This window comes from Desulfoferula mesophila, assembly GCF_037076455.1.
In the GTDB taxonomy this organism is placed as follows: Bacteria; Desulfobacterota; Desulfarculia; order Desulfarculales; family Desulfarculaceae; genus Desulfoferula; species Desulfoferula mesophila.
Genome location: NZ_AP028679.1, coordinates 1259667 through 1285189 on the forward strand (window position 1 = coordinate 1259667; position 25523 = coordinate 1285189).

The window sequence follows — 25523 nt, forward strand, 5'->3', positions numbered from 1 at the left end:
TCATTTCCAATCTGCTATGCCTGAGATTCGCCCAAGTTCCGCGGAGCCCGCCCCGGAGCGGACCCACCTCTGCGCCGACGCCCAGACCCTGGCGGCGTTGGAACTGGGTCCCCTTTTGGAGCGGGTGGCCTCCCTGGCCATCAGCCCCCTGGGGGCCGAGCGGGCCCGGGCGCTGCGGCCCTGTTCCGACCTGGCCGTGGTGGGCCGCCGCCAGCGCCGGCTGAGCCAGCTGCGCCAACTGATGCAGGAGCAGGGCCGCCCCACCCTGGACGGCATGGACGACATGCGGCCCCTGTTGGACCGTTTGGGTCCGGTGGGGGCCTTTTTGGTGCCCGAGGAGCTGGAGGTCATGGCCGACTTCCTCTCCGCCGCGGCGCGGGCCTACTCCTTCCTGGCCCCCTCCGAGGGGCGCATGGACGAGCTGTTCCGCCTGGCCAACCAGATCACCGCCCTGCCCGAGCTGGCCAAGGAGCTGCGGCGGGTGATCGGTCCGGGCCATTCAGTCAGCTCCCAGGCCTCGCCCGAACTGGCCCGGGTGCGCCGGGAGTCCAACCGGGCCCGCGAGCGCCTGCGCGGCGAGTTGATGGGCCTGGTGCACGACGAGTCCCTGGCCCCGGCCTTTTCCGACCAGGTGGTCACCCAGCGGGGCGGCCGCTTCGTGGTGCCGGTCAAGGCCGACGCCAAGGGCCGGGTTACCGGCATCATCCACGACACCTCGGGCTCCGGGGCCACCTGCTTCGTGGAGCCCTTGAGCGCGGTGGAGGGCAACAACCAGTTGGCCCTGCTCAGCCGCCGGGAGCGCGAGGAAGAGATCAAGGTGCTGGTCGAGGTGGCCCAGCGCCTGGCCGAGCAGTCCCAGGCCCTCCGGGAAAACATCGCCGCCCTGGCCAAGCTGGACTGCCTGTTGGCCCAGGCCCGCCTGGCCGAGCGCCTGCAGTGCGCCGAGCCGGTGCTCACCTCCGCCGGGGAAGTGGACCTGATCAAGGCCCGCCACCCCCTGCTGGCCTGGCGGGCGGCGGGGCAAAAGGGCCAGTGCGTGCCCATCAATCTGCGGATTTCCCCGGAGCAGCGCCTGCTGGTGATCAGCGGGGCCAACGCCGGGGGCAAGACCGCCACCTTGAAGACCCTGGGCCTCATCACCCTCATGGTCATGTGCGGCCTGCCCGCCCCCCTGGAGCGGGGCAGCCGGGTGGCGGTGTTTGACACCGTGGCCGCCGAGATCGGCGACGAGCAGGACCTGGAAGGCGACCTGAGCACCTTCACCGCCCACGCCGGGCGCCTGGCCCAGATGGTGAGCCAGGCCGGGCCCTCGGCCCTGTTCCTCATCGACGAGATCGGCGGGGGCACCGACCCCAGCGAGGGCTCGGCCCTGGCCACGGCGGTCTTGGACTGGCTGGGCAGCAAAGGGGCCATGGTCCTGGCCACCACCCACTTCCACCGCCTCAAGGCCTACGCCACCCTGCACGAGGGCGCCGAGAACGTGTCGGTTTCCTTTGACCGGGCCACCGGCCAGGCCACCTATCAGCTCCACTACGGCGCGCCGGGCTTCAGCGACGCTCTGGCCGTGGCCGCCCGCCTGGGCTTCCCGTCCCGGATACTTCAGGCGGCCGAGACGGAACTGGACCAGGCCGAGCGCCAGACCGTGGCTTTGTTGCGCGAGGCCGAAGATGCCCGGCAACAGGCCCGCCAGGAGCGCTCCGCCGCCGCCGCCGACCGCCTGGCGGCCAAGGGGGAGCGGGAAAAGGCCCGCCAACTGAAGCGCCAGGCGGCCCAGGAGCGGGCCGGGGCTCTGGCCGAGGGCAAGCGCCGGGTGCGCGAGGTGGCCAAGCGTTTCGAGGGCGAGCTGTCCCGGCTGCTGGGCCAGACCGCCGAGAGGCAGAAGGAGCCGGGGCGGGTGAGGGAAGGCGCGGTGCGCCAGGAGCTCTACGAGGCCCGGCGCCAGGCCCTGGCCCAGGTGGAGGCCACCGCCGCCGAACCCCAGGCCGAGGCGGCCCCCGAGGCGGGCGCCGGCGCGGCCGGGCTCAAGGAAGGCGACGCGGTGGAGCTGGTAAAGTTGGGCCAGACCGGCACGCTTTTGGAGGCCCCCAGTCCGGGGCGCGACACCGTGCCGGTGTCGGTGGGGGTGGCCGGGGTGCGGGTCATGGTGCCCCTGGCCGAGCTCAACCCCCTGCCCGCCGGGGCCCACACCCAACCCAAGGGCAAGGCCGCGGGCCGGGGCAAGGGCATCTCGGTGCAGGCCGGGTCGGGCGAGGGCCTGGATCTGAACCTCATCGGCAAACGGGTGGACGAGGCCCTGCCCCTGGTGGACAAGGCCTTGGACCAGGCGCTTTTGGCCGGGCGGGGCGAGCTCCGGGTGGTGCACGGCATGGGCACCGGCCGCCTGAGGGCGGCGATACGCGAATATTTGGCCGAACATCCCGCGGTGGCCTCTTTCCGGGCCGGGGAGCGCGGCGAGGGCGGGGCAGGGGTGACCGTGGCCCAGGTGAGGCAATAGTTGGACGGCGGCGGACGCATACCCGAGCACAAGATAGACGAGGTGCGCAACGCGGTCAACATCGCCGAGGTGATCGGCCGCCGGGTGAAGCTCACCGCCGCCGGACGCACCCTCAAGGGCCTGTGCCCCTTTCACGGCGACACCGATCCCAGCTTCATCGTCAACCGCGAGCGGGGCACCTGGCACTGCTTCGGCTGCGGCGAGGGGGGCAACGTATTCACCTTCCTCATGAAAGACGAGGGCCTCAGCTTTCCGGAGGCGGTGAAGCAGTTGGCCGCCCAATACGGGGTTAGCCTGCCCACCCCGGAGCGCACCCCCGAGCAGAAGCGCCAGGACCAACATAGGCAGCGCCTATTGCGCGTTATGGAGTTAGCCGGTAACTTTTTTATTCAGCAGTTGGCGGCCCCGGGCGGAGAACCGGCCCGGCGCTACCTGACCGACCAACGGGGCCTCAGGCCCCAGGTGATCCGGGACTTCGGATTGGGTTGGGCCCCTGACGCTTGGGAAGGCCTGAGACGCTTCCTGGGCTCCCAAGGGGTTCCCGAAGCCCTGGGAATAGAGGCCGGGGTGCTGGTGGCCCGGGACAAGGGCGACGGCTGCTACGACCGCTTTCGGGGAAGGGTGATGTTTCCCATCGCCGACCTCTCCGGCCGGGTGGTCAGCTTCGGGGGCCGGGTAATGGGCGGGGGCGAGCCCAAATACCTTAACGGCCCCGAAACCTTGCTTTTCAAAAAGTCGGCCACGCTTTACAACCTGGAACGGGCCCGTCCCTTCATGCGTAAGAAGGACCGGGCCCTGGTGGTGGAGGGCTACTTCGACGTGATCACCCTGGCGGCTATGGGTTTTGGCGAAACGGTGGCTCCCATGGGCACCGCGCTGACCCCGCAACAGGTGCGCCGCCTCAAGGGCCAGGCCTCGCGCCTGGTCTTGGTGTTCGACGGCGACCAGGCCGGGGTGCGCGCCGCCCGCCGCTCCCTGCCCCTGTGCCTGGCCGAGGGGGTGCAGCCCCAGGTGCTCTTGCTGCCCACCGGCGAAGACCCCGACAGCTTTGCCCGGGCCCAGGGCCCCGAGGGTATGGAAGCGGCCATCGCCGCCGCGGGTTCGCTCATCGAGGCGGTGCTGGACCAGATAATCGCCGAGGGCGACCTGTCCACCCCCGAGGGCAAGAGCGCCATCGTGGCCGAGGCCGGGGGGGTGATCAAGGCAATCGGCGACCCGGTCAGCTCCTGGGGCCATCTGAGCCGCCTGGCCGCCCGCCTGAACCTTCCCGCCGAAGTGGCCGCCGCCCGCCTGGGGATGCCCATGCCCGGCGGCCGCCGCCCCAGCGCCCCGCCCGCCCCGGTGCGGGCCCCCCGCCAAGCCAACGGCGCGGGCCGCCAGTGGCAGGAGGCGGTGTTGCAGCTGGCCCTGTGCGAAGGCCGGGCCGCCTGCGTGCTGGCCCGGGAGGGCGCCCTGGCCGCCCTGGAAGACCCGGACCTCCGGGCCGTGGCCCAGGCGGTGGAGCATATCGTGGACGCGGGGGGCGAACCCGATCCCGCATCGGTGATCAGCCGCCTGGACGATCCCGATCTGCCCCGCCTGGTCAGCCGCCTGACCCAAGACGGCCTTAGCCTAAGTCCGGACCAGGCCGCGGCCCAGGCCGAGGCCTTGTGCGTCAAGATCCGTAGCTGGCAGCTTCGTCAACGCCGCCGCGAACTCACCAGCCAGATCGCCGAGGCCCAGAGCCGGGGCGACCACGAGCTGGTGGGCAAGCTGCAAGACCAGCGTCAGCGGGAAATAGATACCGTCTCCTCCCTTGAAACCAGCCGAAAGGACTAAGCATGCTCGAGGAAAAAAACCTGGCCGAACTTCAAAGGCTAATCTCCAAGGGCAAGTCTCAGGGCTATTTGACCTACGACGAGATCAACGACACCTTGAGTCCCGAGATCACCTCAGAGCACATGGACGACATGATCATGGTGCTCGACGAGATGGACATCCAGCTGATCGACAATGAAACCAAGCTGAAGCTCAAAGCCGATCAGGCCGCGCTGGAGGACGACGACGACGATGAGGGTGACGACGACGACAAGGACGGCCCCAGCGTCGTCGACGAGGGCCGGGTCAACGACCCGGTGAAGATGTATCTCAGGGAGATGGGCATGGTTTCCCTGCTCACCCGCGAGGGCGAGGTGGAGATAGCCAAGCGCATCGAGGCCGGGGAACGCAACATCATCAACGCCCTGCTGGAGTGCACCCTGAGCGTGCGCGAGATTCTGGCCCTGGGCGAGGCGGTGGAAGAGGGCCGGGTGCGCATCCGCGAGGTGGTGAGCGATCTGGACGAGGAAGACGGGGCCGACGCCGAGGAAAAACGGCGCCAGGAGTTCTTGGACCTCATCGGCAAGGTGCGCCGCCTGGACAAGAAAAACACCCGGGACTACGAAAAGCTCAACAGCCGCAACTCCGGCCTCAAAGCCGAGCAGCGCAAAAAAATGCGCGAGGCCCTCAAGAAGAACCGGCGCAAGGTCTCCGAAATGCTCTGCGACCTCAAGCTGGACAAGAAGCAGGTGGACCAGCTGTGCGTGATTCTGGAAGAGCGCCAGGAGGTCATCGACCGCTGCCAGGCCATCATCACCATGGTCCTCATGGAAAGCGGCCTGCCCAAGGCCGAGGTGACCAAGACCTGCCGGGTCATCCGCAAGGCCAAGGGCAAGAAGGTGAAGCTGGGCCCCTGTCGCTGCGACGCCGAGCGCCTGCTGGAGCTGGAGTCGGCCATGCGCGAGTCGCGCGCCGCCATCCGCGAGGTAGAAAACGACTGCAAGATGAGCGGGGCCAGCCTCAGGAAACTGGTTATCCGGATCAAGGACGGCCGGGTGCGGGCCAAGGCGGCCAAGCAGGAGCTGGTGGAGGCCAACCTGCGCCTGGTGGTGTCCATCGCCAAGAAATACACCAACCGGGGCCTGCAGTTCTTGGACCTGATCCAGGAGGGCAACATCGGCCTGATGAAGGCGGTGGACAAGTTCGAATACCAGCGGGGCTACAAGTTCTCCACCTACGCCACCTGGTGGATCCGCCAGGCCATCACCCGAGCCATCGCCGACCAGGCCCGCACCATCCGCATCCCCGTGCACATGATCGAGACCATCAACAAGCTCATCCGCACCAGCCGCTATCTGGTGCAGGAGCTGGGCCGCGAGCCCACCCCCGAGGAAATCGCCGAGAAGATGGACTTCCCCCTGGAAAAGGTGCGCAAGGTCCTCAAGATCGCCAAGGAGCCCATCAGCCTGGAGACCCCCATCGGCGAGGAGGAAGACAGCCATCTGGGCGACTTCATCGAGGACAAGAAGGTGGTCAACCCGGCCGACGCGGTGATCAGCCTGAACCTGTGCGAACAGACCCGCAAGGTGCTGGCCACCCTGACCCCCCGCGAGGAGAAGGTGCTCAGGATGCGCTTCGGCATCGGCCAAAAGGCCGATCACACCTTGGAAGAGGTGGGCCGCGACTTCGACGTTACCCGCGAGCGCATCCGCCAGATCGAGGCCAAGGCCCTGCGCAAGCTGCGCCATCCCAGCCGGGCCCGCAAGCTGCGCTCGTTCATCGAAAATTAAACGGCCTTATCACCCCTCGAGGCCTCGCGGCGCGTAGCCCGAGGCCTCGAGGCGTTTGAGAGAGAGCATATGCCGGTGGTGATACTGCATCTGAGCGACGACCTGGAGCCCGACGGCTGCGCGGCTCTGGCCGAGGATGCCCGCCACGCCCTGGTTCAGAGCCTGGGCATACCCCCTGAGTTCGGTAAAGTGATTCTCTACCCCAGCTCCACCGCTTGGCGCAGCGTGCACCCCAGCCGCGACCCCCGCTTCGTATTGGCCGAGGTGCGCCTGTTCACTGGGCGGGACGCGGCCACCAAGGCCCGCCTCATGGCGTCCCTGGAAGCGGTGGTCCGGCGCCACACCGGCCTGAGTCCGTTGAACGTGTTCGTGCAGCTGGTGGAGAGCCCCAAAAGCGATTGGGGCCTCAGGGGCGGGCGCCCCGCGGACCAGGTTGACTTGCCTTAGCGACCCCGCGGCGCCGCAAATTACCGCGCATCCGGCCAAGTCCGGTCACAATAGCCTGGAAATCCCCGCCCCGCTTAGGTACAAAAAGTCATCCTGAACAACTCATCAGTAAGGAGAAGCATCGTGACCAGGCTCTTCGTCTTCTGCACCGCCCTGCTTATCTTTGCGCTTACCGCCGCCATTGCCCTGGCCCGCCCCGACAACCCCCTGCGGCCCGCTCCGGCGGACACGCCCACCCCGGTGACCAAGCCCTCCGGCCCGGTGAAGCCGGACCAGACCCTGGAGTCCGCCTATTGGACCAGCCAGGACGGCAAGACCAGGCTGTTCCTGGTGCGCACCGATTACAAAACCTACAGCTTGTTCGTGGCCGGCGGCCAGGGGATCGAGGTGACCTACCGCACCACGATCAACAGCAGCCAGCCGGTGGCGGCCCAGCTCAAGCCGGTGCGGGGCGGGGAGGGCTGCCTTAGCGAATACCGCTTCACCCACACCTTCAGCCGCACCACCATCTGGATGGCCCTGGAGTTCGCCAGGGACGGCAAGCCGCTGCCCGAGCTTAAGCGCGACTTCATGAACGGCATCAAGCCGGGCCTGCGCTAAGGGCGGCTTTCAGCCGGCCTTGACCGCCACCTTGGCCGCGCGGGCCCGCTTGGCCTGAATCTTGAGGTTCAAGAGCTCCACGGCCAGCGAAAAGGCCATGGCGAAGTAGATGTAGCCGCGGTCGATGTGCTGCCCCATGCCCTCGGCGGTGAGCATCACCCCCACCAGCAGCAAAAAGGCCAGGGCCAGCACCCGGAAAGAGGGGTGGCGCTCGATGAAGCGGCTGACCACCCCGGCGAAGATAAGCATGATGACCACGGCCAGCACGATGGCCACCACCATCACCCAGATATGACGGGTCATGCCCACGGCGGTTATCACCGAGTCCAGGGAAAAGATCATGTCCAGCAGGGTGATCTGGGTGATGACCCCCCAAAAGGATACCGCCTTGGCCTTGGGCTGGTGCGGGTCCTGGGTCTCCATCTGGGCGAAGATCTCGTGGGTGGCCTTGACGATGAGGAACAGCCCCCCGCCCAGGAGGATGAGGTCGCGCCAGGACACGGCACGGCTGAACATCTCAAAAAGCGGCGTGGTGAGCGACAGGGTCCAGGAGATGGCGAACAACAGGGCGATGCGGGTGAACATGGCCAGGCTAAGGCCCAGGCGGCGGGCCGCGGCCTGACGGGCGGCGGGCAGGCGCCCGGCCAGCACCGCGATGAACACCACGTTGTCAATGCCCAGAACCACTTCCAGGCTGGTCAAGGCGGCCAGGGCCGCCAGGGCTTCCAGGGTGAAAAACTCGCCCACGCTCGACTCCCTTGGCTGGGGTTGGGGATTGGTTCATTGTCCCAGGCCCGCCGGGCCCAGGCAAGGGTTAGGGCAGGAGCATCTGGTGCTGGCGGCGGCGGGCGCCGTCGCCCTTGGCCACCTGGATGGGCCGGCCCTGGGGGTCCACCCCGGCGTAGTACATGGCCGTGGCCACGCTGCCCGGCGTGGGCACGAAACACTGCACCTGTTGGGGCCGCCAGCCCTTGGCCCGCAGCCAGGCGGACAACCCGGCCATGTCCTCATCGGTGCATCCGGGAAAGGCACTCAACAAATAGGGCACCACGTACTGCTTTTTGCCCTCGGCCTGGGAGATATTTTGGAACTCGCCCAAAAAGCGCTCGAACACCTCGGGCGGCGGCTTGCGCATTAGTTTGAGCACCGGGGGGCTGACGTGCTCCGGGGCGATCTTGAGCTGGCCGCCCACGTAGCGGCGCACCAGGGCCTGGGTGTAGGCGGGCGAGGCCAGGGCCAGATCGAAGCGCACTCCGCTGGCCACCCGCAGGTGCTTGACCCCCGGCAGGTCTGCGACCTCGTCCAATAGGTCGACGATGGCCTCCTGGTCCACCTCGAAATAGCGGCAGGGCTGGGGGGTGAGGCAACTGGCGCGGGCGCACTTGTCCCGCTCGCCAATGCAGCGGCCGCCCCACATGTTGGCGCTGGGCCCGCCGATGTCGCTGATGGAGCCGCGCCAATCGCTCGACTGGGTGAGGCGGGCCGCTTCGTCCAATATGGAGCGCCGCGAGCGCGAGGCGATGGTGCGGCTCTGGTGCAGGGCCAGCGAGCAGAAGCTGCAACCGCCGCCGCAGCCCCGGTGGCTGGTGATGGAGGTGGCCACCGTGGCCAGGCCGGGCACCGGCTGTTTATAAGCTGGATGGGCCCGGCGGGTGTAAGGCAGGCTGTAGAGCAGGTCCATCTCTTGGGTGCTCAGGGGCGGGGCGGGCGGGGCCAGCATGAGCAGGCGGCCGTTCACCTCCTGGGCCGCCCAGGCCTTGCCCTGGTGCACCTGGGGCTCCAGGGCCAGGGTGGCGCGCATGAGCTGGGCCGGGTCGTCCGCGATGGCCTGGTGGGAGGGCAGCTCCACCACCTCGGCCTCAAGGGGCAGATCCTCGCGCTTGCCCATCACCGCCGTGCCGGGGATGCCCCGCAAAACCTGGGCCGCGGGCTCCCCGGGCCGGGAGGCCAGGCGGCGCGCCGCCTCTAACAGCGGCCTCTCGCCCATGCCGTAGATCAGGGCGTCGGCCTTGGCGTCCAAGAGGATGGAGCGCCTGAGCTTGTCGCTCCAAAAATCGTAGTGGGTGACGCGCCGCAGAGAGGCTTCGATGCCCCCCAGCAGCACCGGCAGGCCGGGAAAGGCCTGCTTGACCAGGTTGGTGTAGACGATTGAGGCCCGGTCCGGCCGGGCCCCGGCCTGGCCGCCGGGGGTGTAGGCGTCGTCGGAGCGGCGGCGGCGAAAGGCGGTGTAGTGGGCCAGCATGGAGTCCAGGGCCCCGGCGGTGACTCCGGCCAACAGGCGGGGGCGGCCCATGGCCGTCAGGCTGGCCGGGTCGTGCCAGTCGGGCTGGGCAGCGATGCCCACCTTAAAGCCGTGGGCCACCAGCCAGCGCCCCAACAGGGCCGCGCCAAAGGTGGGGTGGTCCACGTAGGCGTCGCCGGTGACCAGCAGCACGTCCAGCTCGTCCCAGCCCAGGGCATCCATCTCGGCCCGGCTCAGGGGCAGGAACTCGGGCTGGGGCAGGGGGGATATGTCCGAAGCTTGGCTCACGCGGGCTCCTCGCGGAAAAAAGCGATCTCAGGCCACGCCCAAAGATATCAGGAGGCGGGACGGCCCGCATGCCTTGGCGCGGGCCGCACCGGTAAGGCTCTATAGCGCGGGGAAAGCTGGACCAGGGGCCGATGGGGCGCTAGGAAGGCAGCCGCACTCCCAATATCTCCCCCACCGCCGTCACTTTGCCCTCGGCGCTGAGCTCGCAGGATATCAGCATCTTGCGGGGGAACTCCCGCTTGACCCGGGCCTCCAGCAGCAACTCCGGGCCCAGGGGGGTGGGCAGCTTGTAGGTCACGCTCAGGTTGCCGGTGACCATGTTGATGGCCGGGTCGCTACCCACGGGCCGCCCCTCGGCCTGGTAGGCGGCGGCGATGGCCGTGCCGATGCCGTGGCAGTCCATTAGGCAGGCGATGAGTCCGCCGTAGACCACGCCGGGATAGGCCATGTGGGCCGCGCTGGGGGTGTAGCGGCAGGTTCCGGTTTCGCCGTCCCAATGGGTCTGCACGTGCAGGCCCGCCGGGTTGGCCGGGCCGCAGCCGTAACAGTGGGTGTGCTCGGGCGGATAAAGGGACTGGATGTAGCTCATGGTCGGGTCCTTGGCTGGTGGCGCGTGGATTAAAACAACAGCGCCATAGTGCCAGGGCCCAAGCGATGTGGCAAGGCGTTTGGCCCGTGTTGGGGCGGAACAGGCCCCCCTAGCCCTCGGTTTCCCTCTTTACCCCCAAGGCCACCTTGTACAGCACGGTGACGATCAGCGCGCCCAGGGAGTATATGCCCAAGCTGATCAGGATCTCCACCCAGGTGGGGATGTACTCGGTGACCTCGTGCAGCGGGTTGGGGGTGAAGCCGCCGGCCATCATGCCCAACCCCTTGTCGATCCAGGTGCAGCCGAAGACCATGACGCAGGCAAAGGCCAGCAGGGGATAGCGGCCCCGCCAGCGCGGGTTGAGCAGCAGTACCACCGCGCCCACGCCCATGACCAGGGCGGCCCACATCCAGCCCACCAGGGCGCCGTGGCCGTGCAGGCCCAGGTAAAGGTAGGTGAGATGGGCCTTGTGGCTGGGGATGTCGCTGTACAGGACCGTGAACACCTCCAGCAGGAAAAAGAACAGGTGCAGGATGATGGCGTAGGTCACGATCTTGGCCAGGGTATCGATGGCCCGGCGGCCGGCGTCGAAACCGGCGACCCGGCGGATGACCAGGGCCAGGATGATGAGCACCGCCGGCCCGGCGGCAAAGGCCGAGGCCAAAAAGCGCGGGGCCAGGATGGCGGTGAGCCAGTAGCCTCGGCCGGGCAGGCCGGCATAGAGAAAGGCGGTGACGGTGTGGATGGAGACCGCCCAGGGGATGGAGAGATAGATCAGTGGCTTGACCCAGCCCGGCGGGGCCACCTGCTTGCGTTCGGCCTCCAGGCTGACCCAGCCGATGACCAGGTTGAGCAGCAAATATCCCTGGAGCACGTTCACGTCCCAGAACATCACCGAGCCGGGGGTGGGATGCAGAAAGATGTTGAGCAAACGGCTGGGCTTGCCAAGGTCCACGGTGACAAAGAGCATGCACATGATCACCGCGGCTATGGCCAGAAACTCGCCCAGGATGGTGATGCGGCCGAAGTCCTTGAAGTGGTGCAGATAGTAGGGCAGCACCAGCATGACCGCCGAGGCGGCCACCCCCACCAGGAAGGTGAGCTGGGCGATGTACAGGCCCCAGGACACGTCCCGGCTCATGCCGGTGACCATCAGGCCCTGGTTGTATTGGTAGAGATAGGTGATGAAACCGGTCAGCAACAGGGCGCCGAGCAGGCCCAGCCACCCCCAATAAAGTCGATTCCCCCGCAGGGCTAGCTCCAGCATGGAATCCCTCTCTGTGTAATCCGCCGCTTGAGTCGCTTTAAGGTCTTTCGGGTCCGTGGCAATCGGGGCAGGGAAGCGCTCCCCGCACGATCGGGTCGGTCAGGCTCTTCAGCATGGCCAACATCTGCTCGGGGTCCGGCTCCGGCTGGGCGAGCCCGGCTATGCAGACAAAGCAGTACTCGCCGAACAGGGCTTGATGCAGCACCTCGCAATCCACGTCCGCCCTGATCTCGCCTTTCTCTTGGGCCGCGCGCAGGGTCCCCACGCCGATTTCCCGGGCCGTATCGTCCATGGCCTTGATTTCCGGGCTCCGCACCTCGGGGCTGAACAGGGCCTCCTTGAGCAGGTTGCGCGATAGGGAAGGCCGGCGGGTGTAGTACTCGAAAAAGATTTTGGCCGAGTACAGAAGCTGATCGCGGTAGTTGGCCTCCTGGGGCATGGTGGTCATGACCAACTCCACGGTCTGCCGCCAGTCGCCGACCAAGGCGGCCGAAAGCAGCGAGGCCTTGTCCTTGAAGTGGCTCATCACCGTGCCCACCCCCACCCCGGCATACTTGGCCACCGCCCGGATGGTGGTCTTGTCGTATCCCAGGGCCTCGAACAACTCCTTGGCCGCTTCCAGGATTACCTGGCGGGTCTGTTGCTTTTGCCGCTCCCGCCAGGTGCCGCCGCCTGGTTGCTCTTTGCTCATCTGATTCCTTGCCTCGGGTTGATTATGAACATGTTCTATAATTGAACGCGTTCATCTTGTGGGCAGAGCATAGCCGTTTCGGGGTGGGGAGGCAAGCGATAAATTTGGTGGTGGATGGGCCGGGGGTCAGGGAAGCGCGGGCCGGCTAGGTCGGTTCCTCGCCCAGGCCCTCGATGTATTTGTCGGCTTGTTGTACCAAGACTTGAAAATGCTGGGCCAGGAAAGCGAACTCATCTTCGCTCATGCGCTCCAGCATCATCGCCATGTTGGAGTCAAAGCCCTCGCGGAGGCTATTATAGCCGGCTTTGGCGGTTTTGCCTTTGGGGGTGAGTTTGAGCAGGACTTCCTTGTCGTTGTCCGGGGCCTTGTATTTGGTCACATAGCCCCGCTCTTCCAGCCGCTTCACGCTCTGGGAGGCCGCGCCTTTGGTGACCACCAACAGACGGGCCAGACCGGTGATGTTGATGCCCCGGTTGCGCCCGATGGCATCGATGGGCTGGATCTCCGCCGCGCTGAGCATCTCGCCGGTGCCGTAATCATGGGGAAAGGAGCGCAGGTAAACGATCTTGTTTACCAACTGTTCCAAAAGATTGCTAAGCAGGGTGTAGCGGAGTTTGGTCATACAATATTGTATTTCGCCTAAACTATAGTAGTCAAGCGCCGACCCGGCGTAAATTGCGCATTTGCCAAAAAAAGCCGCCCGCAAAGGCGGGCGGCCGGGTTTTGCCAAAAGCGGGCCTAAAGCTTCTTGCGGCCCAGGCGCAGGCTGTTGGTGACCACGGTCACCGAGGAGAAGGCCATGGCTCCGGCGGCCAGCACCGGGTGCAGGTCGCGGATGAACACGGGCAGCCACAACACCTGGTGCAGCACTCCGGCGGCCACGGGCACCAGGGCGGCGTTGTAGAAAAAGGCCCAGAACAGGTTCTGCTTGATGGTGGCCATGGTGGCCTTGCTTAGCTTGATGGCCCGGCTCACGCCGGTCAGCTCGCCGCCCACCAGGGTCACGTCGCTGGCCTCCATGGCCACGTCGGTGCCGGTGCCGATGGCGATGCCCACGTCGGCTCGGGCCAGGGCCGGGGCGTCGTTGATGCCGTCGCCCACCATGGCCACCACCGCCCCGCCTTCCTGGGCGGCGCGCACCTCGGCCTCCTTGTTTTCGGGCAGCACCTCGGCCACCACCTGGTCGATGCCCACCCGGGCGGCCACCGCCTCCGCGGCCAAGCGGTTGTCGCCGGTGATCATCACCGGGGTGATGCCCAGCTCTTTTAGCTCCTCCACCGCCTCGCGGGCGTGGGGCTTCTCCTGGTCGGCCACGGCCAGGATGCCGGCCACCTGATCCTCCAGGGCCACCAGCATCACCGTCTTGCCCTCGCCGGCCAGGCGCTGCACCTGTTGGGAGGCCTCCTCGCCGCAGGCGGGGAACCAGGAGGGCTTGCCCACCTTGACCGAGCGTCCCTCCACCGTGGCCTGAACCCCGTGGCCGCTCACCGCCTGGAAGGCTTGGGGCTCGCTCAGGGCTGCGCCCCGCTCGCGGGCCCCGGCCACCACCGCCTGGGCAATGGGGTGCTCGCTGCCGCTTTCCACCGAGGCGGCCAGGGCCAGGGCGTCCTCGCCTTGGGGCCCCAGGGGCAGCCAGTCGGTGAGCTGGGGCTCGCCCTTAGTGATGGTGCCGGTCTTGTCCAGCATCACCATGGTCAGCTTGTGGGCCGTCTCCAGGGACTCGGAGTTCTTGAACAGGATGCCCAGGCCCGCGCCCTTGCCGGTTCCCACCATGATGGCGGTGGGCGTGGCCAGTCCCAGGGCGCAGGGGCAGGCGATGACCAGCACCGCCACCATGCGGATCATGGCGGTGACGAAATCGCCGCTCATGATCCACCACACGGCCAGGGTGATGAGGGCCAGCCCGATGATGGTGGGCACGAACACCGCCGACACCTGGTCGGCCAGGCGCTGGATGGCGGGCTTGGAGCCCTGGGCCTGGCGCACCAGGCGGATGATCTGGGCCAGAGCGGTCTCGCTGCCCACGCCCGTGGCGCTGATTTTGAGCAGGCCGTGTTGGTTGACCGTGGCCCCGAAAACCTGATCGCCGGGGTGCTTGTCCACGGGGATGGATTCGCCGGTCATGGCCGACTCGTTCACCGCCGAGTCGCCGCTCAAGACCACTCCATCCACCGGAATGGCCTCGCCGGGCTTGACCAGCACGGTCTGGCCCTTTTGCACCGATCCGGCCGGGACTTCCTTTTCGTTGCCCTCGGCGTCGAGGACGCGGGCCATCTTGGGGGCCAGGTCCATGAGCTTGCGGATGGCCGCCGAGGCCTGGCCTTTGGCCTTGGCCTCCAAGAGCTTGCCCAGCTTGATCAGGGTAATGATCACCGCCGAGGTCTCGAAATACACGTGATGGCCCAGGCCGGGGACCAGGAGCACGGCCACGGAATAGAAATAGGCGGCCGAGGAGCCCAGGGCCACCAGCACGTCCATGTTGGCCGCGCCGCCCTTGATGCTCTTGTAGCCGCCCACGTAGAAGCCGCCGCCGGTGTAGAACTGCACCGGGGTGGCCAGGGCGAAAAAGAACCAGTTGACCCAGGCGGCCATGGCCCAGTCGCCCAGCAGGCCGAAGTCCCGCGACATGGAGATGACGAACAGAGGCAGGGTGAAGGCCACGCCCACCCAGAAGAAGCGGCGCTGGGCGGCCAGCTCGGCGGCGCGGGCCTGGGCCTCGGCGTCCTCGGCCACCGTCTCGCCCTCGGCGGGCAGGATCAACTCGTAGCCCGCGTTTTTCACCGCCAGGGCCATGTCCTCGAGGCTGGTCTGGGTGGGGTCGTAGTCCAGGCTCAGGGTCTCGGTGCCGAAGTTCACCGAGGCCTGGGCCACGCCGGGCACTTTCTTGTTCAGGGTGCGTTCCACGTTGGCCGCGCAGCGGGCGCAGGTCATGCCCACCACCGGCAGCTCCACGTGCCGCTTGGTCTCGGGCAGGATCAGTTGGTACCCGGCGTCCTTCACCGCCTGGGCCATGTCCTCGAGGCTGGTTTGCTCGGGGTCATAGTCCACGCTGGCGGTCTCGGTGCCAAAGTTCACCGAGGCCTGGATCACGCCGGGCACCTTTTTGTTCAGGGTGCGCTCTACGTTGGCCGAACAGCGGGTGCAGGTCATGCCCACCACCGGCAGCTCCACGTGCTGCTGTGCCACTGGCTCTCTCCAGTTGCCCAGTACTACTTGGGCGGGTAGCCGGCGTCCTTGAGGGCGGCTTCGATCTGCTCCCAGGTGGCCGGGGCATCCCAAGCGATGGTCACGTCTTTGCCGGCCACATCGCCTTCCACGGAAGTCACGCCCTTGACCTCACCGGCCTCGCGCTTTACCGTGGCCAGACAATGTCCGCAGGAAATATCGGGGATGTTGACGGTCTTGGTTTCCATTTTTCTCTCCTGGGTGGTGATGGCCTCGGCCGGGCCTTGGGCGGGCCGCCGGCCTATTTAGCGATAAGAGTTACGCCTCTAGTAAATATATCATGGTTAACTAAATTAGCCACGCCTACAAAGCCGCGGCCTACAACGGGTTCCGCCACGTTGGGCCGGACCCTTTTACTACTTGTTTAATAAGTTAATCCCCTGGGGCGCTTTCGCAAGGGGCCGCCCGCCGGGCACATAAAACACCCCCCGGGGCCGGGCCCCGGAGGGTGTTCAATTCGCGCTTGGTTCAGCGGTTTAGCCGAGGCGCTACTTTTCTGTCCACTGGGGCTTGCGCTTGTCCAAAAAGGCCCTGAGCCCCTCCTCGGCGTCGGCCGTGGGCATCAACTCGTCCAGGTAAATCTTTTCAATGAGTTGCAGACCCTGTTCCTTCTCGTCCATGAGGCCCCTGACCACCGCCTTCTTGGTGAGGCTCAGCACCAGGCCCGACAGGCCCACCAGCTTGCCCACCAGGGTCTGGGTGGCCTCGGCCAGCTCCTCGGGCGCCACCACCTGGTTGACTAGGCCGATGGCCTTGGCCTCCTCGGCCCCGATGACGTCGCCGGTGACGATCAGCTCCAGGGCCTTTTTGTAGCCCATCTGCCGGGGGAAGACCAGGGCGGCCACCGGCGGGAACACCCCCACCAGGATCTCGGGCTGGCCGAACTTGGCCTTGGCGCTGGCCACCACCAGGTCGCAATAGGCGGCCAGCTCGCAGCCGCCGCCCAGGGCCGCGCCCTGCACCGAGGCCACGGTTACCACCCCCAGCTTTTCCATGCGCCTAAAGATGCCGTGGAACACCTCGATCATATCGTGCACCTGGTCGCCCAGGTGCTCGCCCACGTCCACCCCGGCGCTGAAGGCCTTGCCCTCGGCCTGGATCAAAAGCACCTTGAGCCCGGCCGGGGACAGGGTGTCCAGGGCCTGGTTCATCTCTTTCATCATGGCGATGTTCAACACGTTCAGGGGCTCGCGGCAAAGGGTCAGGGTGGCCACCCCGTCCGCCACCGCCAGCTTGATGTGTTCGTAGGCCATGGTCGTATCTCCCGTGTTTGGTTCCAAGAAAAAGGGCCGGGCGCAGCGGCCCGGCCCTGTGGCGTCGTTTGCTCGCGGGGGCCGCTTAGCCTTGGGGCTTGCCCATGACCTCGGCGAAGGTCTTGTCGTCGGCCTCGGCTCCGCTTGCGATGAGCTGGCGGAACTTAATGAAGTCGATGACGTCGGTGCCGGTGATCTTCTTGGTGTTGAAGGCACCGAAGCCCAGGAAGGCCTCGTAGTTCATGTTGGCCATCAGCCAGTGGCGGTTGGGAAGCTTGGCCTGGTCCCAGAAGAACTTCTTCTTGGCCCTGATGCCGTCGATGGACTTCATCACGCAGCCGGGGAACAGGTTGGCGAAGGTCCAGATGATCTTGTTGACTTCGGCGTCGAGCATGGCGGCGTCGCGGGGCAGCTCCTTGAGCTTGGCCTTGGCCTCGCCCAGGGCGGCCTTGTCGCGTATGTACTCGCCGTAGACGATCTCGCCGCCGTCCACGTAGCGGTCGGTGATGATCATGGGGTTGCGGATGAACTTGTCGCCGTCCTTGAGCACCGGAACCACCTTGGAGACGAGGTTCTTGGCCCGCATCTTGTAGGCGCTCCACATCTCGCAGGACACGCAGTTCCACATGGCGTCTTCCATGTTGAGCATCCAGGGCAGGAAGTCGGTGGAGCCGCCGTCCGGGGCCGAGCCGTGGCGGGCGCCCGCCTGGCCGAAGATGGCCAGGTCGCTGGTCACCGCCAGGTCGCAGGCCATGCCGATCTCCTGGCCGCCGGCCACGCGCATGCCGTTGACCCGGCAGACGGTGGGCTTTTTGCACATCAGGATGCTGTCCACCATCTCGTTGAAAAGGTCCATGTACTCGCCGTACTCGTTGGGCCGCTTGGAGTAGTACTCGCTGTACTCCTTGGTGTTGCCGCCGGTGCAGAAGGCGTCAAAGCCGGTACCGGTGAACACCGTGGCCACCACCGAGCGGTCGCCGGAGGAGGCGCGGAAGCCCGCGATCACGCCCTTGACCATGGTGGTGGTGTAGGAGTTGTACTGGCGCGGGTTGTTCAGGCGCACCTCGGCCACGTACAGGCCGGGCACTTCCTCGCCGGTCTTGGGGTTGACCAGGGGTTTTTTGGTGTAGACCACGCAGGGGGCGTCTTCATCGTTGCCCCAATAGCGGCCGCGTACCATGTCCTCCTCGAAAAGGAGATGGTTTTTTAGTTCGTGCTCTCTGGGCATCCACTCCAGTGGCATGTTTCCCTCCAAAAGTCCTCAAAAGGTGTTAATAGACAAACCGTATACGCGGCGCCGAATCCTAGAAGTCGGGCTCCAGAACCTGGCGCTTGTCGAACAAGCCGGCGTGCTGCTGCTCGAAGACCTGCTCGATTTGGCTCATGGGCTTGGTCTCCAGGAAGGGCTCTATCTGAACCCGGCCGTCCTGGACCATGGCCAGCACCTTGGGGTAGTACTCGGGGAGGCAGCCCCAGGTGCCGATGATCTCGGCGTCGAAGGCCATCAGTTTGCTGAGCATGTACTTGTTGGCCTGCAGGCCGAAGCCCACCACCACCAACTTGCCCAGGAAGGACAACAGGGCCAGGGCGATCTCCTGGCCGCCGCCGGTGCCGGTGCACTCGAATATCTTCCAGCCCACGTTCTTGGGCACCCCGGCCTGCTTGCAGATGTCGCCGAACTCGCCCTTGATCTGCTTGATGTCCTTGTCCTTGGAGTTGATCACGTAGTCCACGCCGAAGTCCAGGGCGCGGTCCAGCTTGGCCTGGTTGCGGGCGATGCCCAGCACCACCTTGGCCCCCAAGGCCTTGGCGATCTGGCCCATGTAAACCCCCACCCCGCCGGTGATGCCGGTGACGATGACCAGGTCGCCCTCCTTGAGGTCGGCGCGCATGGCCGCCTGGTAGGGGGTGGTGCCCGCGTCGGCCACCACCGCGTAGTGGCTCAAGGGGAACTTGGGGTCGTCGACGACGCACAGGTCGCCGGCGGGCACCGGGATGTGGCTGGAGAAGCCGCCGTAGACGCCCAGGGAGTTGCCGGGCATCTTCTGGGCCAGGCAGCGGTTGCCCCGGCCCTCGTCGCAGATGGGGCAGTTGCCGCAGGGCATCACCGCCGGCACGATCACCTGCTTGCCCACCAGGGCGTCGGGGCCGGCCAGCACCGTGCCCGCGATCTCGTGGCCCAGGGTCAGGGGCGGCTTGCTCACGGTGGGCACGCCGTCGTAGAAATAGCCCAGGTCGGTGTGGCACACGCCGCAACCGGCCACCTCCACCAGGGCGTCGCCTTCGGCCAGCTCGGGCATGGGCAGGGTGGTTTTCTGCAACACGCCGGGTTTGCCTTCCTTGCCCGGCTCCACCATCTGCCAGGTTTGAATCTTGTCGGGTATGGCCGCCATTTTCGCCTCCTCGATTTTTTTGCTTTAGCGGGCCCGCCCAAGGCGGCCCGTCCCCAGGGGAGTTAGATCATTCCGTAGCCGCCGTCCACGCAGATGAGCTGGCCGGTGATGTAGTTGGCCTCGTCGCTGGCCAAGAACACGAAGGCGGGGGTGATATCATCGGCCTCGGCAAAGCGTTTGAGCAAAATGCGGTTCATGTAGATGTCCCGCAGCTTTTCGTCCGAGCGGATCTTTTCGGTCATGTCCGTGGCCACGATGCCCAGGGAGATCACGTTGGCGCAGACGTTGAAGCCGGCCATCTCCCGGGCGATGGACTTGGTCAGGCTGATGACCCCGCCCTTGGCCGCCGAGTAGTTGACCTGGCCCACGGTGCCCACCACCCCGGCCACGCTGGTCACGTTGATGACCCGGCCGCCTTTTTGGGCCTTGAAGATGGGTTGGGCCGCCTTGCTCATCATCCACACCGCCTTGAGGTGGATGTTCAGCACCTGGTCCCACTGCTCGCCGCTCATCTTGTGCAGCATGGCCGGCCGGGTGAACCCGGCGTTGTTGACGATGATGTCCAACCCGCCCAGGTCGTTCATGGCCGCGTCCACCAGGGCCTGGCAGTCTTCCTCTCGGGCCACGTCGCCCTTGATCGCCACGGCTTGTCGGCCCATGTCCTTAAATTGTTTGACCAAATCCTTGGCGGGCCCCTCGGAGGAGCTGTAGTTGACCACTACGTCGGCTCCCTCGCGGGCAAAGGCCTGGGCCACTGCGGCCCCCACGCCGCGGGAAGACCCGGTGACTATGGCTTTTTTTCCGGCTAGACGCATACACCCTCCAGTTGTTGCGTTCCGGGCTGGGCGCAGAACTCCTGCCGCACCCTTGAACACCCCGATGCCCGGGCGGATAGTGTTAGGATGTAACTTCAATATAGCTATGTTGTAACTATTGGCAAAAGCGGGGCGGAGTGTCAAGAAAAAAGGATGCACTGAGCGGCAAAACGACGCTTTGACACCCCGGCGGGGCTGGGCTAGCCTGTAGGCCGCCCGCGCACTTTGGAGGTACTAATGAGCCAGCCCGTGTTGTTAGTGGAAGACCATGGCCCGGTGCGTCTGTTTACCCTGAACCGCCCTGAAAGCCTCAACGCCTTGGACCAGGAAATGATGGCCGCCATGAGCCAGGCCTTGGGGGAGGCCAGGGCCGACGACCAAGTGGGCGCGGTGGTGCTCACCGGAGCGGGGCGGGCCTTCAGCGCCGGGGCCGACCTGGCTTTTTTCGCCAAAATGGCGGCCGAGGGCGACCAGGCCAGCCGCGCCCGCTTCACCGGGCTGGAGGGCCCCCGGGCCCTGGCCAACTTCCCCAAGCCCCTGATCGCGGCGGTCAACGGCCCGGCGGTGGGCTGGGGCCTCACCGTGAGCCTGATGTGCGACCTGCGTCTGGCCAGCCAAGAGGCCTATTTTTCGGCCGGTTTCGTCAAGGTGGGGGTCACCCCGGAGTTCGGCTCCTCCTTCCTGCTGCCGGCCATCGTGGGCCTGGGCCGGGCCATGGACATGGTGCTCACCGCCCGCCGGGTGCCCGCCGCCGAGGCCCTGGACATGGGCTTGCTGAACCGCGTCGCTCCGGCCGAAGAGCTTTTGCCCCAGGCCCTGGAGCTGGCCGGGCACATCGCCGCCATGCCCCGCCCGGCCGTGGACATGGCCAAGGCCCTGCTGCGTCATGGGGCCGAGTCGGGCCTGGAGCAGGTGTTGGACTACGAGATGCGCTGCTTCCGCACGGCCATGGCCTCGCCCGAGCACAAGGCGGCCGTGGAGGCCATGTTGGAGGCCATCAGGGCCCGCAAAGGCTAAGCGGCTTCGCCAGGCGGCGCTATGCGGCGTTGGCGGCGTCGCTTAGACCTCGGCGTATTTGCAATACGCCTGCGGTCTGCGCTTGCCGCCGCCTTGCCTAGCACCACCTGACTGTGCCGCGAGTAGGGCGGCTGGGCCGCAAAGAAGGTGCCGTTTAGGTGAAAATCTGAGCAATAGCGTAGGTTGGGTAGAGGGCGTAGCCCGAAACCCAACAATCCCCTGCCGCCACCCGGAAAGGCCCGCCATGCCAACCTTCATCATCATTCTTGGGAGCTGATTCGGTGCGTTTCGGTATCCATCTGTCCGTGGCCGGGGGGCCCATGCGGGCCGCGGTGGAGGCCAAGGCCCTGGGCCTGGAGTGTTTGCAGATCTTCTCGGGCACTCCGCGCACCTGGAAACAGAAGCCGCTCAAAAAGGCCGACGCCCAGGCCTTTGCCCGGGCGACGGACCAGGCGGGCCTGGACCCGGTGGCGGTGCACGCCCCCTATCTGATCAACCTGGCCGCCGGGGACCACGCCCTGTGGCGGCGCTCCTACCAGGCCCTGGCCGCCCAGCTCAAGCGGGCCGCCGCCCTGGGGGCCACAGCGGTGGTGGTGCATCCGGGCAGCCGGGGCCGGCGCGAGCTGGCCTGGGGCCTGGACCGGGCGGCCGAGGGAGCCCGCCGGGCCCTGGAGGCGGCCGGGCCCGGTGCGGCCCTGTGGCTGGAAAATACCGCCGGCGGGGGAGGGCACCTGGGCGGCGACCTGGGTCAGTTGGCCGGGCTGCTGGAGCGCCTGGAGGGCCTGGCCGTGGGGGCGGTGATCGACACGGCCCACGCCTTTGCCGCCGGCTACGCCCTGGACGGCTATGAGAGGGCGCGGGCCTTTGTGGACCTCCTGGACGCAGAGCTGGGCCTAGAGCGGGTCCGGATGTGGCACCTCAACGATTCCGATTTCCCCCAGGGCGGCTTGCGGGACCGCCACACCCATCTGGGCCGGGGCCTGTTGGGGGAGGGCTGCTTCGCCGCCCTGGTGGAAGACAAGCGCCTGGTTGGCATGGGCGGGGTGATGGAAACCCCCAAGGACACCCGCTGGGCCGACCGGCGCAACCTGGCCTTTTTGCGCCGCCTGCGCCGCCGCGCGGGGACCAGGCCCTAGGCCGGGCCTCGGGCGGGCCCAGCTTGCCTGGCCCCTGATAATGTGTTAGTTTTCGGACAGGTCGCTGGCCCCGTAACCCGGAGCTATTGTTTGGACAAGCCGCAAACACCGCCGCCCGGCACCCCGGTCATCGAGCTCACCGAAGTGGTGGACTCCGATGAGCAGGCCACCCGGCCCGCTCCCCGGCCCGCCAGCCGGCAGGATTTGGGCGAGTTGGACCGCATTTTGGCCGAGTTGAGCAGCCAGGAGCCGCCCCCCGCCCAGGAGGGCGACATGGCCCGGCTCATGGCCGAGATGGGCCTGCCGCCCCAGCCCCGGGAGCAGCCGGCCGACCCGGTGGAGACCGAGCTGCAAGGGCTGTTGCGCGAGTTGGGCAGCCAGGGGCAGGCCTTGGAGGCCTTCGAGGCCCGGACCAAGGCGGCGGCGCCACCGAGGGGCGAGGCCCCTTTGCCGGCCGAGCCCGAAGAGTTGGCCGATCTGGTGCGCCAGGCGGTGCAGGGTATTTTGCAAGAGGAAGCCCCGGACCTGGTCAGCCGCCTGGTGGACCAGGCGCTTCGGGAACGGCTGGAGAGCCTGGTGAGCCAAGAAATCGACCGGCAGATTGAGGCCAAGGTGGCCCGAGAGGTGCAAGAGCTTCTGCGCCGGGTCATGCACGAGGCCGGAGAAACCTCCGGCCGGCGCGACGACGGGGTAGTAGTAGACTAGACCACCGGCCGGGGGCCGGTGGCGAGGCTGGGAGAGAACTCCCTGCCTTTTCTTTTTGTCTTAGCGAGGAGCCCGCAATGGCCCAGGAAACCCTACCCAAATCTTACGAGCCGTCCCAGGTGGAAGAGCGTTGGTACGCCTATTGGGAACGCGAGGGGTTGTTCACCGCCGATCCGGCCGGCAAGGGCCCGGCCTATTCCATCGTGATCCCGCCGCCCAACGTAACCGGGCAGCTGCACATGGGCCACGCGCTCAACAACACCATGCAGGACATCATGTGCCGCTACAAGCGCATGCTGGGCTACGAGGTGCTGTGGATGCCGGGCACCGACCACGCGGGCATCGCCACCCAGAACGTGGTGGAGCGCCAGCTGGCCGCCGAGGGCAAGACCCGCCACGACCTGGGGCGGGAGGCCTTCATCGAGCGGGTGTGGGAATGGCGGGCCGAGTACGGCGGCAAGATCATCAACCAGCTCAAGCGCCTGGGCGCCTCCTGCGACTGGAGCCGGGAGCGCTTCACCATGGACGAGGGCCTGTCCCGGGCGGTGCGCGAGGTTTTCGTGCGCCTGTACGAGGAAGGGCTCATCTACCGGGGCGACTACATCATCAACTGGTGCCCCCGCTGCCACACCGCCTTGAGCGACCTGGAGAGCGAGCACGAGGAGGTCAAGGGCGGGCTGTACCACATCCGCTATCCCTTCAAGAACGGCAAGGGCTACCTGGTGGTGGCCACCACCAGGCCGGAGACCCTGTTGGGCGACACCGCGGTGGCGGTGAACCCCGACGACCCCCGCTATCAGAACCTGGGCGACGACACGGTGCTCCTGCCGCTCATCGGCCGGGAGCTGCCCATCATCCGGGATTCCTACGTGTCCACCGACTTCGGCACCGGGGCCCTGAAGGTGACCCCGGCCCACGACCCCAACGACTTCCTCCTGGGCCAGCAGCACGGCCTGGCCGCCATCCGGGTCATGGACGACGACGGGGTAATCAACGCCGAGGGCGGCCCCTACGCCGGGATGGAGCGCTTCGAGGCCCGCAAGGCCATGCTGGCCGACCTGGACGCCCAGGGCCTTTTGGAAAAGCAGGAAGACTACATGCACTCGGTGGGCCACTGCTACCGCTGCAAGACCATGGTGGAGCCCATTCTCTCCAAGCAGTGGTTCGTCAAGGTGGGCCCCCTGGCCGAGGAGGCCCTGAAGGCGGTGCAGACCGGGCGCACCAAGATCGTGCCCACCCAGTGGGAAAAGACCTATTACGAGTGGATGACCAACATCCGCGACTGGTGCGTGAGCCGCCAGATCTGGTGGGGCCACCGCATCCCGGCCTGGTACTGCGAATGCGGCGAGGTCATCGTCAGCCGCACCGCGCCGGAAAAGTGCCCGGCCTGCGGCTCCGGCGAGCTGCGCCAGGAGACCGACGTCCTGGACACCTGGTTCTCTAGCGCCCTGTGGCCCTTCTCCACCATGGGCTGGCCCGACCAGACCCCGGAGCTCAGCAAGTTCTACCCCACCTCCTGCCTGGTCACCGGTTTCGACATCCTGTTCTTCTGGGTGGCCCGCATGATGATGATGGGTATCAAGTTCATGGGCGAGGTGCCCTTCACCGACGTGTACATTCACGCCCTGGTGCGCGATGCCTCGGGCCAGAAGATGTCCAAGTCCAAGGGCAACGTCATCGATCCCCTGATCGTCATGGACGAGTTCGGCACCGACGCCTTCCGCTTCACCCTGGCCGCCTTCGCGGCCCAGGGCCGCGACATCAAGATGAGCGAGGAGCGCATCGCCGGTTACCGCAACTTCGTCAACAAGATATGGAACGCGGCCCGCTTCACGCTTATGAACCTGGGCGAGGGCGAACCGGGCGAGCTGCCCACCGAGCCGACCCTGGAGGACCGCTGGATCCTCTCGCGGGTGAGCCGGGTGGCCCAGGAGGTGGGCCGGGCCATAGAGGAGTACCGCTTCAACGAGGCGGCCAGCGCGGCCTACCAGTTCGTGTGGCACGAGTTCTGCGACTGGTATCTAGAGCTGGCCAAGGGCCCGCTCTACGACGAGAGCGACCCCGAGCGCCAGGTGGCCACCCGGGCGGTGCTGGCCGAGGTGTACTCGCGCCTGCTCAGGATACTGCATCCCTTCATGCCCTTTGTCACCGAGGAGCTGTGGCAGCGCCTGCCCGGGGCCCAGGGCAGCATCATGCAGGCCCCCTGGCCCGGCGAGCACGACGACCAGATCGACCCCCAGGCCGAGCACGACATGGGCCTGGTCATGGAAGTGATCGGCGCGGTGCGCAATATTCGCGGAGAGATGGGAATTAGTCCCGGCCGGGAAGTTCCTGTGGTACTATTGCCCTACTCCGATCAGGTCTTTTCGGTCCTCCAGGCCCAATCCGCCCGCATCCAGAGCCTGGCCAAGACCACAGAGCCGGGCTGGGCCAGCGAGGGTGAGCAGCCGGCCAAGTCGGCCGGGGCGGCCCTGGCCGAGGTGACGGTGTTCGTGCCCCTGGAGGGGCTGGTGGATTTCAGCGCCGAGGAGGCCCGCCTGGACAAGGAGTTGGCCAAGCTGGAGAAGGAAATCACCCCCAGCCGCAAGAAGCTCACCAACCAGGGTTTCTTGGCCAAGGCACCCGAAGAGGTGGTGGCCAAGGAAAAGGCCAAGGTGGCGGAGGCTGAGGACAAAATCGCCAGGATCAAGCAAAGTCTGGTCCGGGTGAAGAGTTTCCGTTAGGACGGGGGCAAGGCTCCGGCCTTTTCGTTGGGCCGGGCCACCCGGTACAAG

General features: G+C 66.7%; 21 protein-coding genes. 9 read left to right on the plus strand and 12 right to left on the minus strand.

Annotated features, from left to right (window positions below):
• Positions 1 to 16: 16 nt before the first annotated feature.
• The 5 genes from AACH32_RS05500 to AACH32_RS05520 all read left to right on the plus strand — a co-directional run bounded on the left by AACH32_RS05500 (position 17) and on the right by AACH32_RS05520 (position 7128).
• The gene (locus AACH32_RS05500) at positions 17 to 2494 is read left to right on the plus strand and encodes an endonuclease MutS2 (protein ID WP_338605777.1); all 2478 of its coding nucleotides are present in this window, start codon (positions 17 to 19) and stop codon (positions 2492 to 2494) included.
• A complete protein-coding gene (dnaG, locus tag AACH32_RS05505; protein ID WP_338605778.1) occupies positions 2495 to 4312 on the plus strand; it encodes a DNA primase in 1818 nt (605 codons plus the stop codon).
• A 2-nt stretch (positions 4313 to 4314) separates the two neighbouring features.
• Positions 4315 to 6081: an RNA polymerase sigma factor RpoD gene (gene rpoD, locus AACH32_RS05510; protein ID WP_338605779.1), complete on the plus strand. Its 1767-nt coding sequence runs from the start codon at positions 4315 to 4317 to the stop codon at positions 6079 to 6081.
• A 69-nt stretch (positions 6082 to 6150) separates the two neighbouring features.
• Positions 6151 to 6528, plus strand: a complete 378-nt coding sequence (locus AACH32_RS05515) for a tautomerase family protein (RefSeq protein ID WP_338605780.1) — start codon at positions 6151 to 6153, stop codon at positions 6526 to 6528.
• A 123-nt stretch (positions 6529 to 6651) separates the two neighbouring features.
• Positions 6652 to 7128 (plus strand): hypothetical protein, encoded by a 477-nt coding sequence (locus AACH32_RS05520; protein WP_338605781.1) that lies wholly within the window; start codon positions 6652 to 6654, stop codon positions 7126 to 7128.
• Positions 7129 to 7137: 9 nt separating this feature from the next.
• Here the strand turns inward: AACH32_RS05520 and AACH32_RS05525 are convergent, their stop codons facing one another.
• The 12 genes from AACH32_RS05525 to AACH32_RS05580 all read right to left on the minus strand — a co-directional run bounded on the left by AACH32_RS05525 (position 7138) and on the right by AACH32_RS05580 (position 19891).
• The gene (locus AACH32_RS05525; RefSeq protein WP_338605782.1) at positions 7138 to 7875 is read right to left on the minus strand and encodes a TerC family protein; all 738 of its coding nucleotides are present in this window, start codon (positions 7873 to 7875) and stop codon (positions 7138 to 7140) included.
• A 67-nt stretch (positions 7876 to 7942) separates the two neighbouring features.
• The gene (locus AACH32_RS05530) at positions 7943 to 9658 is read right to left on the minus strand and encodes a YgiQ family radical SAM protein (RefSeq protein ID WP_338605783.1); all 1716 of its coding nucleotides are present in this window, start codon (positions 9656 to 9658) and stop codon (positions 7943 to 7945) included.
• 139 nt (positions 9659 to 9797) lie between these two features.
• Entirely contained in the window at positions 9798 to 10247 is a 450-nt protein-coding gene (locus AACH32_RS05535; RefSeq protein ID WP_338605784.1) for a PaaI family thioesterase, read from the minus strand.
• 109 nt (positions 10248 to 10356) lie between these two features.
• Entirely contained in the window at positions 10357 to 11514 is a 1158-nt protein-coding gene (dsrP, locus tag AACH32_RS05540) for a sulfate reduction electron transfer complex DsrMKJOP subunit DsrP (protein WP_338605785.1), read from the minus strand.
• A 37-nt stretch (positions 11515 to 11551) separates the two neighbouring features.
• Positions 11552 to 12205, minus strand: coding sequence for a TetR/AcrR family transcriptional regulator (locus tag AACH32_RS05545; RefSeq protein ID WP_338605786.1), 654 nt, complete (start codon positions 12203 to 12205; stop codon positions 11552 to 11554).
• A 145-nt stretch (positions 12206 to 12350) separates the two neighbouring features.
• Positions 12351 to 12827 carry a MarR family winged helix-turn-helix transcriptional regulator gene (locus tag AACH32_RS05550; protein ID WP_338605787.1) on the minus strand — a complete coding sequence of 159 codons (477 nt, stop codon included), beginning with the start codon at positions 12825 to 12827 and terminating at the stop codon, positions 12351 to 12353.
• Positions 12828 to 12943: 116 nt separating this feature from the next.
• Entirely contained in the window at positions 12944 to 15391 is a 2448-nt protein-coding gene (locus tag AACH32_RS05555; protein ID WP_338605788.1) for a heavy metal translocating P-type ATPase, read from the minus strand.
• 23 nt (positions 15392 to 15414) lie between these two features.
• Positions 15415 to 15618, minus strand: coding sequence for a heavy-metal-associated domain-containing protein (locus tag AACH32_RS05560; RefSeq protein ID WP_338605789.1), 204 nt, complete (start codon positions 15616 to 15618; stop codon positions 15415 to 15417).
• A gap of 300 nt (positions 15619 to 15918) precedes the next feature.
• A complete protein-coding gene (locus AACH32_RS05565; RefSeq protein ID WP_338605790.1) occupies positions 15919 to 16683 on the minus strand; it encodes an enoyl-CoA hydratase/isomerase family protein in 765 nt (254 codons plus the stop codon).
• 85 nt (positions 16684 to 16768) lie between these two features.
• Positions 16769 to 17926, minus strand: coding sequence for a 6-oxocyclohex-1-ene-1-carbonyl-CoA hydratase (gene oah, locus AACH32_RS05570; RefSeq protein WP_338605791.1), 1158 nt, complete (start codon positions 17924 to 17926; stop codon positions 16769 to 16771).
• 61 nt (positions 17927 to 17987) lie between these two features.
• The gene (had, locus tag AACH32_RS05575) at positions 17988 to 19076 is read right to left on the minus strand and encodes a 6-hydroxycyclohex-1-ene-1-carbonyl-CoA dehydrogenase (RefSeq protein WP_338605792.1); all 1089 of its coding nucleotides are present in this window, start codon (positions 19074 to 19076) and stop codon (positions 17988 to 17990) included.
• A 62-nt stretch (positions 19077 to 19138) separates the two neighbouring features.
• Positions 19139 to 19891, minus strand: coding sequence for a 3-oxoacyl-ACP reductase family protein (locus tag AACH32_RS05580; protein WP_338605793.1), 753 nt, complete (start codon positions 19889 to 19891; stop codon positions 19139 to 19141).
• Between the two features lie 237 nt (positions 19892 to 20128).
• Between AACH32_RS05580 and AACH32_RS05585 the strand changes: the two genes are divergently transcribed.
• From AACH32_RS05585 to AACH32_RS05600, 4 genes are all read left to right on the plus strand, one after another.
• Positions 20129 to 20908: an enoyl-CoA hydratase/isomerase family protein gene (locus tag AACH32_RS05585; protein ID WP_338605794.1), complete on the plus strand. Its 780-nt coding sequence runs from the start codon at positions 20129 to 20131 to the stop codon at positions 20906 to 20908.
• A 281-nt stretch (positions 20909 to 21189) separates the two neighbouring features.
• Entirely contained in the window at positions 21190 to 22044 is an 855-nt protein-coding gene (locus AACH32_RS05590; RefSeq protein WP_338605795.1) for a deoxyribonuclease IV, read from the plus strand.
• A gap of 90 nt (positions 22045 to 22134) precedes the next feature.
• Positions 22135 to 22749: a hypothetical protein gene (locus AACH32_RS05595; RefSeq protein ID WP_338605796.1), complete on the plus strand. Its 615-nt coding sequence runs from the start codon at positions 22135 to 22137 to the stop codon at positions 22747 to 22749.
• A gap of 77 nt (positions 22750 to 22826) precedes the next feature.
• Complete coding sequence (locus AACH32_RS05600) at positions 22827 to 25472, plus strand: valine--tRNA ligase (RefSeq protein WP_338605797.1); 2646 nt, start codon at positions 22827 to 22829, stop codon at positions 25470 to 25472.
• Positions 25473 to 25523 lie beyond the last annotated feature (51 nt).

Bases quoted from the DNA above. Each gene is read 5' to 3' on its own strand.
- dsrP (WP_338605785.1), bottom strand. From the start codon at position 11,514: ATGCTGGAGCTAGCCCTGCGGGGGAATCGACTTTATTGGGGGTGGCTG.
- oah (WP_338605791.1), bottom strand. From the start codon at position 17,926: ATGCCACTGGAGTGGATGCCCAGAGAGCACGAACTAAAAAACCATCTC.
- AACH32_RS05535 (WP_338605784.1), bottom strand. From the start codon at position 10,247: ATGAGCTACATCCAGTCCCTTTATCCGCCCGAGCACACCCACTGTTAC.
- AACH32_RS05600 (WP_338605797.1), top strand. From the start codon at position 22,827: ATGGCCCAGGAAACCCTACCCAAATCTTACGAGCCGTCCCAGGTGGAA.
- had (WP_338605792.1), bottom strand. From the start codon at position 19,076: ATGGCGGCCATACCCGACAAGATTCAAACCTGGCAGATGGTGGAGCCG.
- AACH32_RS05545 (WP_338605786.1), bottom strand. From the start codon at position 12,205: ATGAGCAAAGAGCAACCAGGCGGCGGCACCTGGCGGGAGCGGCAAAAG.
- AACH32_RS05560 (WP_338605789.1), bottom strand. From the start codon at position 15,618: ATGGAAACCAAGACCGTCAACATCCCCGATATTTCCTGCGGACATTGT.
- AACH32_RS05565 (WP_338605790.1), bottom strand. From the start codon at position 16,683: ATGGCCTACGAACACATCAAGCTGGCGGTGGCGGACGGGGTGGCCACC.
- rpoD (WP_338605779.1), top strand. From the start codon at position 4,315: ATGCTCGAGGAAAAAAACCTGGCCGAACTTCAAAGGCTAATCTCCAAG.
- AACH32_RS05585 (WP_338605794.1), top strand. From the start codon at position 20,129: ATGAGCCAGCCCGTGTTGTTAGTGGAAGACCATGGCCCGGTGCGTCTG.
- AACH32_RS05550 (WP_338605787.1), bottom strand. From the start codon at position 12,827: ATGACCAAACTCCGCTACACCCTGCTTAGCAATCTTTTGGAACAGTTG.
- AACH32_RS05500 (WP_338605777.1), top strand. From the start codon at position 17: ATGCCTGAGATTCGCCCAAGTTCCGCGGAGCCCGCCCCGGAGCGGACC.
- AACH32_RS05580 (WP_338605793.1), bottom strand. From the start codon at position 19,891: ATGCGTCTAGCCGGAAAAAAAGCCATAGTCACCGGGTCTTCCCGCGGC.
- AACH32_RS05515 (WP_338605780.1), top strand. From the start codon at position 6,151: ATGCCGGTGGTGATACTGCATCTGAGCGACGACCTGGAGCCCGACGGC.